Below are 12780 nucleotides of genomic sequence, written 5' to 3'. Positions count from 1 at the left end.
CCGCGCGCCTCAGACGATGCGCACGCTCAGATTCGGCAGCCCGTCGATGTGCATCTCGATCACGTCGCCCCGCACCACCGGCCCGACGTTCTCCGGCGTGCCGGAGTAGATGATGTCCCCGGCGAACAGCTCGTTCGCCTCGGACAGCTTGCTGATCTGCTCGGCCACCGACCAGATCATCTGGTTGAGGTCCGCGTTCTGCTTGGTCTGGCCGTTCACCTTCAGCCAGATCGCTCCCTTGGCGAAGTGGCCGGTCTGCGCCACACGATGCACGGCGCCGATCACCGCGGAGTGATCGAAGCTCTTTCCGATCTCCCAGGGCTTCTTCTCATCGCCCATGGCGCGCTGCAGGTCGCGGCGCGTCATGTCGAGGCCGAGCGAGTAGCCATAGACATGATCGAGCGCCTGCGTCACCGGGATGTTGCGGCCGCCCTTGCCGAGCACGGCAATCAGCTCGGCCTCGTAGTGGTAGTTCCTGGTCAGCGTCGGATAGGGATGGTCGCCCACGGTGCCCGTGGGCACGTGCTGGATCGCGTCGGTGGGCTTCTGGAAGAAGAAGGGCGGTTCCCGGTTCGGATCGGAGCCCATCTCGCGCGCATGCGCTGCGTAGTTGCGGCCGATGCAGTAGATGCGGCGCACCGGGAAGACTTCGTCGCTGCCGACGATGGGCACGGTGACATCGGCGACCTGGAAGGGCGTTCGGCGGACGCCCGTGGAAGTCTGGGCGGTGCTGCATGCAGCGAGCGCGGCGGTCGTCAGTCCGGTGGCGATCGCGCCGCGTCGGGTGAGCTGGGTGGTGGATTTCTTCCAGATGCTGGTCATGTCTCCGTGCATTCAGGTGTCACTGGTGATTGTTGTTGTCGTTCCCGTGTCCGGGGCCATCGTCATCGTCGCGCACGGCCACGCAGGCGAAGTTCGCGGCATCCTCGATGCTGCCGTGTCCCACGTAGCGCGGCTGGGCGGGGTAGGCGCAGATCGGCCGGGTGCGTCCGGGCCATGGCGTGTCCGCGGGTGCGGTGCCGATGAGCGCTGACGGTCCCTGTCCCTGCTCGACCCATTTGACGAGTGCGCCGAAGGCGTCGAACTGCGATGTCGCATAGCCGCCGCCGCAGTGGTTCATGCCCGGCACCACGAAGAGGCGCGCGAACTGCTGCGTGTCGCGCACGCCGCCGGAGCGGTCGATCAGGTCGCGATACCAGCCAATGTGGTATTTCGACGAGAACACCGGATCGGCCTGGCCGCTGTAGACGATGAGCTTGCTGCCGCCGGCGCGGAAGCGGCGGTAGTCGGTCGAGCTGGTGCCCATGAAGTCCATCGCCGACTGCGAGAAGATGCCGCTGCGGGCATAGATCTTCGGGGCGTCCACGTCCATGTTGAAGCTGAGCAGCCACGGCATGAAGGAGTCATTGAGCCCCGGCAGACCCGGCGCCGGCCCCGCGGTGGTGATGACGGTGCCTGCGTAGCCCGGCCTGCCGGCGGTCATCGAGTTCGGAGGCGTGGTGAAGACGAATGGCAATGCCGAGCCGCCGAGCGTCGTATTGAGCGACGTGTTGCCGGGGGCGGGGAAGAGCGGTCCGATCTTCCAGAGGCGCCAGCCGGGCGCGGCGATGCCCGGATCCCAGAACCAGCCGGCGTAGAGCGCGCGGCCCTTCGAGTCCCTGGCGCCGTCGAACACGCTCCGCAAGGCGGTGACCTGGCTGGCGGACAGCAGCCCTGAGCCCTGCGGGCCGAGCGTGCGTGGATCGAAGCGGCAGGCCTGCGGGTTGGCGATGATGCCGTCGACGAGGCCGTCCTTCCCGTCGCATTCCTTGAGGATCGCATCGCCGATCGCGCTCAGCTCAGCCGAGGTGAACGAGGTCGCAAGATCGGGAAAGCCGAAGGGCGTGAGCGAGCGTGCGGCACCGGCGAATGCCTGGGTGTCCCAGGCCTCGGCGACGGCGGCCTTGGGCAGGTCCATGCCGGGGTTGCCCGCGATGACGCCGTCGAAGAGGTCGGGATAGCGTTGCGAGAACATCAGGCCCTCGCGGCCGCCTTCCGAGCAGCCTTCGAAGTAGGCGTACTTGATCTTCTGGCGGTAGTAGGTCCGCGTGATCGCCTTGGCGGCCTGCGCGACGCGGGCGGGGCCGTCGTAGCCGTAGTCGAGGCGCGCCTGTGGATCGAAACCGAACTCGGCGTTGCCCGCGACGGCGGAGATGTTCGTTGCGGCGTCGTGCCCGCTGTCCGTGGAGACCACGGCATACCCCTGGCTGATCTGCGACGCATTGGCGCCGCCGACGCTGCCGTCAAGCCCGCCGCCGCCCTGGTAGTAGAAGCGTTCACTCCATGACGTGGGCATGCGCAGATGGAACTTCACCGCGTAGCCCTGCCCATCCGCCCCGGTGTGCTGGCCGATGCTGCCGAACACCTCGCAGTGTTCCGGCAAGGTCGGCGTTGCCACGTTGAGAACGGCGCTGGTGATGGTCGCGCCCTCGATGGTCTGGTTGAGAAGGGCGTTGCACGCGATGGGCGTCGCCGCATGGCTGTAGGCCGTCGCTCCCAGGAGGAGCAGTGCAAGCGGCGCCGGAAGTCGATCCTTGAGGTTCATTCCAAGTCTCCTGGTTGTTGTACTGGAGGAATGCGCGCAAGGTTCTTTTCTATAACTAGTTGGTTATGTTCCGCAACTGGTACTTCCGATCTTGCTGTTGGGACTCCATATCACGCAGGTCCCGCCGTGCGCGGCGCGAACCGAGGAGGCATGGCGCCGCCTCCAAGGACGCCGGGCATCAGCCAGTTGCCGTTCAACGCGGGTCGGTGACGGTGGTGTTGTAGGTCTGGCCTGCAATCAACGTGTTCGCGAGCGTGATGTCGTGGACGTTGTAGGCGTAGATCGGCGCCGGCACGGTGGCACTCGCGGGACCGGTCGCCATGGGGCTGCCGAAATCGCAGTTCACGATGCTCACCCCTTGGATCGCCGGCGCGCTGGGTGCCGGCGCCGGTCCGTTGTAGTCGAAGGCCACCGGGCCTTGCGCCACGATGGCCTGGAAGCACGATCCGGTCGCTCCGCCGAGCGTCACGTTCTTTGCGACGACATTGGAGATATTGATGTTCTGCAGCAATGCCGGGCGCGTGCGGATCGCATCCTTGGACGGCTGGTAGTCGCAGTCGAAAGTGATGATCCCGCCTTGCGAGGCCGAGGGGTTGCTGTTTGCCTGCGTGCTCACCCCGATGGGGACGTTGCTGTTGATGGGGCTTCCCGGCAGCATGCTGCTGCCGTAGCCTGCGCCGGTCAGGCTGACGCCGTTGGGGAGCGTCACGCCGTCCACGTAGAAATCCTTGACGAAGCCGCCCCGGTTCATGTTGGTCTTGATCCGGATCGCGATGTTCAGCGAATTCGTCGCCCAGAATTCGTTGAGCATGGCGAGATTGCGGCAATAGATCTTCTCGACGCCGCCGCCCATCTCGCTGCCCAGCGTGATGCCGCCATGGCCGCTGTTCATCGTGCAGTTCTGGATGACGTGGTTCTTCGCGGAGCCGTATTCGTTGTCGAGGTTCTTGCCCGACTTGATCGCGATGCAGTCGTCGCCGGTGTTGAAGACGACATCCTCGCAGAGCACGTTGTCGCAGGCGTCGGGATCGAAGCCGTCGTTGTTGGGCCCGATGCTGTTGACCGTGACCTTGCGGATCACCACGTTCGTGCAGTCGGTCGGATGGTGCTGCCAGAAGGGCGTGTTCCGGGTCTGGTAGCCCTCCATCAGCACGTTGGTGCAGCCGAGGAACTCGACCATGCATGGCCGCAGGTAGTGGCCCTTGCCGAAGATCCGCTGTTCGATCGGCACGCCGGCCTCCGACAGGGCCGGAAGATAGTTCTGGTCTTGCTGCCAAGGCGTGATCGGGTTGGTCAGCAGGGTGTACAGCGCATCCGAAATACCGGGCGCCGCGATGCGCAGATCGACGTTGGCGGCATTGATGCTGGCCTGCGACGGGGTCGCCGCGGCACTCACGACGCCGTAGACGCCGTTGTTGCCCTTGAAGGTCCACCAGCAGGTGCTGGTGTTGCCCGTGCCCGCGAAGGGCGTCATGGCCTGGCCGTTGAAGACCGAGGTGTCGCCTTCGCCGGTGACGGCGATGTTTCTCTCGTTTCTCGCGTAGATGGGCGCGCCGAAGTTCAGGCAATCGTTCGCCTGCCAACGGCTGTAGAACAACTGCCCGTTGGTGCCGCAGTCGATCGGGCCGTCCTTGGCGTAGTCGGCGGGATCGGGGCTGAAGTAGATCGTGCAGTTCTGGCTCAGGTGGAAGTTGACATTGCTCTTCAGGACGATCGGCCCGGCGCAATACCACGTTCCCGATGGAACCACGACCCGGCCGCCGCCGGCGCTGTTGCACGCGGCGATGGCGGCCAGGAAGGCCGGCCGCGAGTCGAACGAACCCGGCGCATGCGTCGTATCGGCGCCGACGCTGAGTGGCGACTTGGTCGGGTCGGTGTACGGACTGGTCGCCGGCACCGTGCCGCATGCCTGTGCGCCGTAGTCCGTGACCAGGAAGTCGCGGCTGGCGAACATCGACTGATTGACGCCTTTCAAGGAGTCGATGATCTGCGTGCCCAGGCCGGCGGGGCCCCAGATCGGATCGACGGGTTCGGACGGCGCAGGTGTCGTCGATGAAGGCGTGGTGGTTCCGGTCGGCGTCGATCCCGCGGTGGACGGAAAGAGGGGCGAATTGCTGCCACCGCCGCCGCAGGCGCTCAGCAATGTGGCCCCGGCGGATGCGCCGGCCAGGGCGATGAACGCCCGTCGTCCTGGCGATTGCATGCCCCGCGGCGCGGGGGCTGGCACGATCGATTCGGCTGCTTGAATGGGGGATTTCTTCATGGGTCTCCGTTTTCGTGGGCGCTTTAGTTATCGGTTGTCCTACAACATGGCCGATTATTTGTGCCTCAATCGAGACCTGTCAATGAGAAACGAAGATGCTTGATTGAAGGGTAAACCCTTGTTAATCAAGTGGATTGACGGGTGTTTATCCACAATTGCTTGCCTTCGCCCGTCCGATTCCGAGCCGCCGGTTGTACTTTTGTTATAGGACAACTGATGACATGGCGACCGATTCAAGCAGGCTTTCGGCACCCCGCCGCATCGCAGGCGGTGCGAGAGATCGTGGCCAAGGCTACGGCACTGTGGACGCCCTCCGGCAACGGCTGGAAGATGATCCAGCGCCGCGGCTGAGCGTTCGGCTCAGCTCTCGTTGTGCGCGACGTGCATGCGCTTGCGCGTGCGGCCCGCGACGTCGTAGATGTTGAAGTCGTTCATCGTGCGCCCGTACAGATGCAGGCTGATCGCGGCCGGCCGTTCGGCCGGAACGCCTGTGACGTGGATATGGTCCGGGTTCGGCACGAAGCTGGTGACCGCGCCCTGCTTGAGCAGGAGGATGCCGCCGCGCACGAGGTCGATGTTGTCGTCGACGCCGCGGTCGGGCGACACGCGCACATAGCTGCGCTCCTCGAGCACGCCTTCGACGACGCCCACCACGCCCCAACTGCCGTGGTCGTGTACCGGCGTCCACTGGCCCGGTTCCCAGACCAGGGCGTAGAGGGACAGGCCGTGCTCCGGCATGTTGCGGATCAGGTTGCGCGCGTAGCCTTCAGCGCTGCTGCGCCGGTGCTGCGGCTGCAGGAAGGTGCTGGCCTCGTCGATCAGTTCGAGCATCAGCGGCGCGATGCCGAGCACGCAGTCCGCAGGCTCCGAATGGGACTGACTGAAGGCCGCAGCGCGGGAAATGAAGCGGTCGAGGGCAGGTGAGGTCATCGTTTGGCGGCTACTGCTGGCCGCCCTGGAGCATGGCGGCCATTTTCTGATGGATCAGATTGATCGCCTTCAGCGGACGAATCATCACCTTGAATTCGGTGATCCGGCCTTCGTCGTTCCACTTGATCATGTCCACGCCGTTCACGGCGATCCCGTCGATCTGGACCTCGAATTCAAGGACGGCATCGTGCTCGCCCTTCAACTCCCGCACGTAGCGGAACGACTCGTTGAAGAAGACATGGAACGCTGCGGTGAGGTACGCCTTGGTCATGGCGCGTCCCACCTGCGGCGTGTGCACGACGGGGGAGTGGAAGACCGCGTCATCCGCGAGAAGCGCGTCGAGCCCCCGGGCATTGCGGTCCTTGAGGAGTTGATGCCACGCGGCAATCGGGTCGGAAGACATCGTGAGTCACCTTCGTTCGAACAGAGATGGCCCGCGACGCTACCCGATCGGTGCGAAGCGGGCAATCTGATCTCAACTGCGCCAGGGCAGGTCCAGCACCTGGCCGTCGGGCAGATAGGTGATGACCGGACTGGCGCCGAAGACGCCCATCGTTTCCATCGGCACTTCGCCGGTATTGAAGATCTGGTGGTCGCGGCCGCGCGGCAGGATCAGCGTGCTGCCGGGCCCGAAGCGGTGCACCTCGCCGTCCACGTGCAGTTCGCCGAAGCCGGCCTGGCACAGCACGACCTCGTCGCATTCGTGCCGGTGCGGGGGCGTCGCCGCACCGGGTTCGAGGGTCTGGCGCCAGATGGAGATCTGGTTCACGCCCTCGTCATGGCCGGCCCAGGTGGCGTGGGCGACGCTGGGAATGGCCGCGGCGCTCGGGGCAGCTTGTGCGATCACGTACATGTTTCGCTCCAGTCGGAAGAGTGGTTGAGGGGATGCCGTGGCGCCACGGACGACCGGAGTTTGCGCGGCGAACGGGTCGAGCGGAAGCAGCGGCGGCGGCCTAACATTGCCGACAGAATGTCCGTAATGGAGGTCCGCGATGCATGGCCTGCAAGCACTTCTGGCTTTCTCGGAAACCGCCAAGCGAGGTGGCTTCGCTGCCGCCGCGCGCGAACTCGGCACCTCGTCTTCAGCGCTGGCCAAGTCGGTGGGGCGGCTGGAGGATTCGCTGGGTCTGCGGCTCTTTCACCGCACCACGCGGCGCGTGACGCTCACCGTCGATGGCGAACGCCTGTTCAGGCGCTGCCAGCGCGTGCTGGCCGAGCTCGACGAACTGCAGTCCGAAGCCTCGGGCGTGCGTGCCGCGCCGATCGGCACGCTGCGCATCAACATGCCGATCGTGTTCGGACGGATGTTCGTGCTGCCGGTGCTGGCGCAGCTCGCGGCGCAATACCCCGGGCTGGAGATCGATGCGCGCTTTTCAGACGCGTACGTGGACCTGATCCAGGACGGCATCGACGTCGCCATCCGCGCCGGCGACTTGCAGGATTCGACGCTCGTGGCGCGCCGCTTCGCGAGCCAGCAGCTCGTGCTGGTCGCCGCCCCTTCCTATCTGCAGGCGAACGGCGAGCCGAAGGCGATCGAGGACCTCAGCGCGCACCGGCACATCCTCTTTCGCATGCCGACCACCGGGCGCGACCGGCCGCAGCAATTCACCGTGCGGCGCAAGACGATCTCACTGCACCCCGCCCACGGCACCCGCCTGAACGACGGCGAAGCCATGGTGCAGGCGGCGGTGCTGGGCATGGGGCTCGCGCAGGTGCCCGACTACATGGTTGCGGCCGACATCGCCGCGGGCCGCCTCGTCGAGGTGCTCGCGCCGCACCGTCCGCCCACGATGCCGATCCATGCCGTCATGCCCGGCCACCGGATGGTGCCGCCGCGCGTGCGCGTGCTGCTCGATGCGCTGGAGCGAAATGCCGCGGGAATGTCTACGGATTGACCTCGACCGTGACGTGCACCAGCTCTTCGTGAATGCCGAGCAATTGCCGGAAGTAGGTCGGACTGGCGGCCTGCTGCACTTCGACGACGAGGATGCACGCGTACTTCGCGCGGCCGACGCGCCAGACATGCAGGTCGCAGATGTGCGCGGGCACGGGGCTGGCTGCGATCGCTTCGTGGATCTCTGCGACCACCGGCGCGTCCATCTCGGCATCGAGCAGCACCCGGCTGGTGTCACGCAGCAGGCCCAGCGCCCAGACCGCGACCAGCACCGACCCGACGATGCCCATCACCGGATCGAGCCAGCCGAAGCCCCACAGCAGGCCGCCCAGGAGTGCGGCGATCGCCAGGATCGAGGTGGCCGCATCGGCGAGCACGTGGATGTAGGCCGAACGCAGGTTGAGATCCTGGTGGCCGTGGTGGTGATCGTGGTCGTGACCGTGGTGCTCATGACCATGGTGATGGTGGTGATGGCCATCCTTCAGCAGCCAAGCGCAGGCGAGGTTGACCAAGAGGCCGACGACAGCGACCACGATCGCCTGCTCGTAGTGGATGGCCGCCGGTGAGAACAGCCGCTCGACCGACTGGTACGCCATCCAGCCCGCGACCAGCAGCAGGAAGATGGCGCTCGTGTAGCCGGCCAGGATCTCGATCTTCCAGGTCCCGAAGGCGAAGCGCGTGTTGCCAGAAAGCCGGCGCGCCATGGTGTAGGCCGCCACCGAAAGCCCGAGCGCCAGCGCGTGCGAGCTCATGTGCCAGCCGTCGGCCAGCAGCGCCATGGAGTTGAACCAGTAGCCGCCCACGATCTCCAGCACCATCATCGCCGCGGTAAGCAGGACGGCGAGCCGCGCGTTCTTTTCGCCGAGCGGATTGCCGTCGTCGAAGACGTGCGAATGGCTGCCTGCGTCGAATCGGGCGGCGTCGGAATTGGTGGAAGCATGGATCATCCGGATACTGTACCCCAGTATCTGGCGAAGCCTAGAATCGCCCTCATGTCGCATACGGTTCTGAACAAGAAACCCCTGCTCACGCGCATCCGGCGCATCAAGGGGCAGACGGAAGCCCTGGAGCGCGCGCTCGACGAAGACCGCGACTGCGCCGCCGTGCTCCAGCAGCTCGCCGCCATCCGCGGCGCGGTCAACGGGCTGATGCTGGAAGTGCTCGACGGCCATGTGCGCCACCATCTCGGCGCGCACGACGCTTCCCGCGAAGAGCGCGCGGAAGACCTCGACGTGGTCGTTTCGGCGCTGCGGTCGTACCTGAAGTAGCCGGGCGCATTTAGACTGGTGAACCCCCGTGGCGTCCCCCGCTCATCGAAGCTCCCAGTGACTTCAGAAACCCAATCACCAGACAGCGCGGGCGACGACCTGCTGCTGCGGGTTTCGCCGCCGAGGGTGCCTCGGCACCTGCTTTCCCGGCCGAGGCTCCTGGCCAACGACCCGGCCTTCCGCGGCGTTCCGGCGATCCTGATCCAGGCGCCGGCCGGCTTCGGCAAGACCTCGCTGCTGGCGCAATGGCGGCTGGAGCATCTTTCGCACGGGCTCGTCGTGGCCTGGGTCTCGGTGCAGCCGCGCGACACGCCGCAGCGCCTCGCTCAGGCGCTGGCGATGGCGGTGCGGCGCAGTTCGGGGCGTTCGACCTTCGGCCATGTGCTGCTCGACGCGGTGGGGCCGAGCGGCCTCGAAGGCATCACGATCTGGCTGGCCGAGCTGGCGCAGACGGCGCTCGACGTCGTGCTGATCGTCGACGAGGCCGAGCGCCTGCCCGCGGCCTCGCGCGAGGCGCTGGGCTATCTGTTGCGCAATGCGCCGCCGAACCTGCGCACCATCATTGCGACCCGGCCGGACAGCAACCTCGACATCGACGACCTGATCGCCTACGGCCAGTGCGTGGTGGTCGGGCCGGCCATGCTGCGCTTCCGGCTCGAAGAGACGCTGGAGCTGGTGCACGAGCGCTTCGGCTCGGCCATCGACAACGACACCGCCGCGCGCCTGCACGCGCTCACCGAAGGCTGGCCGCTGGGCCTGCAGTTGTCGCTGACGGTGATGGCGCGCGGCGCCGACGTGACGGGCATCGCTGGCATTGGTGGGCAGTTGCGCGACCAGTTCATGACGCTGCTGCTCGCGAACCTCGATGCCTCGGACCGCGAGTTCCTCACCCGCATCGCGATCCTCGACCACCTGCATCCGGAGCTGTGCCGCCGGGTCGCCGAGACCGACGACGCCACCGAGCGGCTCGCGCGCCTGAGCCGCGACACGCCGGTCTTCGTCGCGGCGGAGCAGGGCGACTGGCTGCGCATGCACGCGCTCGCGCGCGACGTGCTGCGCGAGGCCTTCGCCGCGCTGCCCAAGCCCCAGCAGGAAAGCGCGCACGCGCGGGCGGCGGCCTGGCTCGCGGAACGCGGCATGCTCGAAGACGCGGCGCGGCACGCGCTGGTCGCGGGCCAGCGCGAACTGGCCTACGAGCTGGCCGAGCGCAGCCTCTACGAAGCCATCGTGACCCACGGCCGGCAGGGCGTGGTGCTCGAATGGCTGGCGCAGTTGCCCGCCGACGAACTCGATCGCCGTCCGCGCCTGCTGCTGGCCGCGGCGTGGACGCTGGCGATCAGCGAGCGGCACGAAGACGCCGGCCGCATGGTCGCGCGCATCCAGGCGCACCAGTCCACGGACAAGCCCGACCCGACGCTGCAATGCGAATGCGCGCTGATCCTCAGCGGCGCGGCGGTGTTCGCCGACGACCCGGATCGCTTTGCTGCGCTGCACGATCCGTGGGCTGAATCGCCGCCGCTGCGCGATCCGATGCTGCTGCAGGTGCATGCCAACCGCACCGCGTACCGCACCCTGCTCGAAGGCGATCCGGCACTGGCCCGCCTGCGGCAGCAGCAGTCGCCGCGCGGGGATTTCGGTCGCGGGCAGGGCTTCGTCGGGCGCTGGGGCGAGTTCATCATCGGTCTCTCGTACGTGTGGGAGGGGCAGGTGCTGCTGGTCGAAAGCCTGCTGCAGCCGGCCGTGGCCAGTGCCGACGCGGAGCTTGGCCGGCGCAACAGCTTCAGCTGCATGCTCGCGGCGCTGCTGGCCTCGGCGATGTGGGAGCGCGGCCGTCCCGCCGATGCCTCGGCACTGCTGGCCGACCGGATCGACGTGCTGGAGCGCAGCGGCCTGCCGGAATCGCTGCTGCTGGCCTATCGCACCATGGCGCGCATGGCGATGGCCGAGGGCGCCGAACACCGGGCGATGGAGCTGCTCGGCGCGCTCGACGCCGTGGGCTCGGCCCGCTCGCTGCCCCGGCTTCGCGTCGCCAGCCTGCTGGAGCAGGTGCGCATGCATGCACGGCGCTATCGTGCCGGGAGCTGCCGCGAGCTGTGCCAGCGCATCGACGCGATGCTCGACGACCCTTCGCTGCCGCAGGGCCGGCTCTGGCGACGGGGCGTTGATGCGCTGCGGGGGCTCGCGCAGGGCTATGCGGCGATCGCCAGCCAGGACTGGCGCGGGGCGCTGGAGCCTCTCGCGCGCGCCGACGAGCTGGCGCAGGCCTTGCACCAGGGACGTTTCCGCATCGAGATCATCGGCATGCGTGCCTTCGCGCTCGACCGCTGCGGCGAGCGCGCTGGAGCGGCGATGTTGCGCGAGGCGATGGATCTGGCGCAAAGTTATGGGCTGGTTCGCGTTTTCGAGGACGCCCATCCGGATCTCGGCCGCTGGGTGCGGCAGGTGGCCGAGCAGGGCGGCGAGCCCGCGCGGGCGGTGGCCCCCGCCACGGCACCGGCCCGCCCGGCGCCGGCCCGCGAGATTCCTCATCCGACAGCCGCACGCGGCATGGTGCTCACCCCCAAGGAGCGCCAGGTGCTGGAGCTGCTGGCGCGCAACCTCTCCAACAAGGAGATTGGGCGCGCGATGCAGGTGGGCGAGACCACTGTCAAGTGGCACGTCAAGAACCTGCTCGCCAAGCTGGACGCAGGCACGCGCAAGGAAGTCGTCGTGCGGGCGCGCATTCTCGGGCTCATTCAGCCGGGGGATTGAGGCAGAGGAGGAGGGGTTCCCCCCTCCCGCAAGGAGGGGGGGGCAGCGACCTCCTCTACCTATTCTTACGGCCTGAGGAGTCGCGATATGCGGCTCTATCACTCACAACGGAGACAGGCCCATGAACACAACCGTCGAAGCAACCCCGCTGAAAGGCGCACCCGCCGTGGTGTCGTCCGCCGCGATCAAAACCTCCATCCAGGTCGAACCGCTGACCTGCACCATCGGCGCCTTGCTGAGCAACGTCGACCTCGGCGCCGCCTCGCGCGACACCGAGACCGTCGCCGAGATCCGCGGCCTGCTGCTCAAGCACAAGGTGCTCTTCTTCCGCGATCAGGACTTCAGCCGTGCCGAACACGTCGCCTTCGCGCGTCATTTCGGCGATCTCGAAGACCACCCGGTGGCTGGCAGCGATCCTGATCATCCCGGCCTGGTGCGCATCTACAAGTCGCCTGACACCCCCAACGACCGCTACGAGAACGCCTTCCACACCGACGCCACCTGGCGCGAGAAGCCGCCGTTCGGTTGCGTGCTGCGCTGCGTCGAGACGCCGGAAGTCGGCGGCGACACCATCTGGGTGAACATGGTGGAGGCCTATGCCCGCCTGCCGGAAGACGTCAAGGCGAAGATCGGCGGCCTGCGTGCCCGCCACAGCATCGAGGCCAGCTTCGGCGCCGCGATGCCGATCGAGAAGCGTCTTGCACTGCATGCGCAGTTCCCCGATGCCGAGCACCCGGTGGTGCGCACGCACCCGGAGACGGGCGAGAAGATCCTCTTCGTCAACGCCTTCACCACGCACATCACCAACTACCACACCGCTGCCAACGTGCGCTTCGGCCAGGACCACGCGCCCGGCGCCAGCCTGCTGCTGAACTACCTGGTCAGCCAGGCCGCGATCCCCGAGTACCAGATCCGCTGGCGCTGGAAGAAGAACAGCGTCGCCTTCTGGGACAACCGCAGCACCCAGCACTACGCGGTCATGGACTACCCGCCGTGCCACCGGAAGATGGAACGCGCCGGAATCATCGGCGAAGCCACGTACTGATACGCCGCCCGCCGCTTCACCTCATTCAACCCCGACATCTCAACT

The 12780-nt window shown here is 67.0% G+C and carries 12 protein-coding genes; 5 read left to right on the top strand and 7 right to left on the bottom strand.

The window, feature by feature from the left end; translation table 11 throughout:
* Positions 1-9: 9 nt before the first annotated feature.
* The 3 genes from BLW05_RS03705 to BLW05_RS03695 all read right to left on the bottom strand — a co-directional run bounded on the left by BLW05_RS03705 (position 10) and on the right by BLW05_RS03695 (position 4847).
* Complete coding sequence (locus tag BLW05_RS03705; RefSeq protein WP_093159765.1) at positions 10-822, bottom strand: fumarylacetoacetate hydrolase family protein; 813 nt, start codon at positions 820-822, stop codon at positions 10-12.
* A 19-nt stretch (positions 823-841) separates the two neighbouring features.
* A complete protein-coding gene (locus BLW05_RS03700; RefSeq protein WP_093159763.1) occupies positions 842-2584 on the bottom strand; it encodes a tannase/feruloyl esterase family alpha/beta hydrolase in 1743 nt (580 codons plus the stop codon).
* Between the two features lie 193 nt (positions 2585-2777).
* On the bottom strand, positions 2778-4847 hold the full coding sequence (locus tag BLW05_RS03695) for a glycoside hydrolase family 28 protein (protein ID WP_093159760.1): 2070 nt from the start codon (positions 4845-4847) through the stop codon (positions 2778-2780).
* A 216-nt stretch (positions 4848-5063) separates the two neighbouring features.
* Here BLW05_RS03695 and BLW05_RS36360 point away from each other — a divergent pair, with 216 nt between their 5' ends.
* Positions 5064-5198 carry a hypothetical protein gene (locus BLW05_RS36360; RefSeq protein WP_256330004.1) on the top strand — a complete coding sequence of 45 codons (135 nt, stop codon included), beginning with the start codon at positions 5064-5066 and terminating at the stop codon, positions 5196-5198.
* A 9-nt stretch (positions 5199-5207) separates the two neighbouring features.
* Here BLW05_RS36360 and BLW05_RS03690 read toward each other — a convergent pair whose 3' ends face one another.
* The 3 genes from BLW05_RS03690 to BLW05_RS03680 form a co-directional block, all read right to left on the bottom strand.
* Entirely contained in the window at positions 5208-5777 is a 570-nt protein-coding gene (locus tag BLW05_RS03690; protein WP_093159758.1) for a cysteine dioxygenase family protein, read from the bottom strand.
* A 10-nt stretch (positions 5778-5787) separates the two neighbouring features.
* Positions 5788-6180, bottom strand: coding sequence for a nuclear transport factor 2 family protein (locus BLW05_RS03685; RefSeq protein WP_093159755.1), 393 nt, complete (start codon positions 6178-6180; stop codon positions 5788-5790).
* 72 nt (positions 6181-6252) lie between these two features.
* Positions 6253-6630 (bottom strand): cupin domain-containing protein, encoded by a 378-nt coding sequence (locus tag BLW05_RS03680; protein WP_093159753.1) that lies wholly within the window; start codon positions 6628-6630, stop codon positions 6253-6255.
* 139 nt (positions 6631-6769) lie between these two features.
* Between BLW05_RS03680 and BLW05_RS03675 the strand changes: the two genes are divergently transcribed.
* Entirely contained in the window at positions 6770-7672 is a 903-nt protein-coding gene (locus tag BLW05_RS03675; RefSeq protein ID WP_093159750.1) for a LysR family transcriptional regulator, read from the top strand.
* Here the strand turns inward: BLW05_RS03675 and dmeF are convergent.
* Complete coding sequence (dmeF, locus tag BLW05_RS03670; protein WP_093159748.1) at positions 7662-8618, bottom strand: CDF family Co(II)/Ni(II) efflux transporter DmeF; 957 nt, start codon at positions 8616-8618, stop codon at positions 7662-7664. The genes BLW05_RS03675 and dmeF overlap by 11 nt on opposite strands.
* Positions 8619-8663: 45 nt before the next feature.
* Here dmeF and BLW05_RS03665 point away from each other — a divergent pair, with 45 nt between their 5' ends.
* The 3 genes from BLW05_RS03665 (at position 8664) to BLW05_RS03655 (ending at position 12735) form a co-directional block, all read left to right on the top strand.
* Positions 8664-8939, top strand: a complete 276-nt coding sequence (locus BLW05_RS03665; RefSeq protein WP_093159745.1) for a metal/formaldehyde-sensitive transcriptional repressor — start codon at positions 8664-8666, stop codon at positions 8937-8939.
* Positions 8940-8996: 57 nt separating this feature from the next.
* Positions 8997-11690 (top strand): winged helix-turn-helix domain-containing protein, encoded by a 2694-nt coding sequence (locus BLW05_RS03660; protein ID WP_218135134.1) that lies wholly within the window; start codon positions 8997-8999, stop codon positions 11688-11690.
* Between the two features lie 121 nt (positions 11691-11811).
* Positions 11812-12735 carry a TauD/TfdA dioxygenase family protein gene (locus tag BLW05_RS03655; protein ID WP_218135133.1) on the top strand — a complete coding sequence of 308 codons (924 nt, stop codon included), beginning with the start codon at positions 11812-11814 and terminating at the stop codon, positions 12733-12735.
* Positions 12736-12780 lie beyond the last annotated feature (45 nt).

The sequence above is a fragment of the Variovorax sp. YR216 genome (assembly GCF_900107745.1).
Classification (GTDB): Bacteria; Pseudomonadota; Gammaproteobacteria; order Burkholderiales; family Burkholderiaceae_C; genus Variovorax.
The sequence above is the reverse complement of the archived record's forward strand: the minus strand, read 5'-3'. Positions and strand labels throughout refer to the sequence as shown.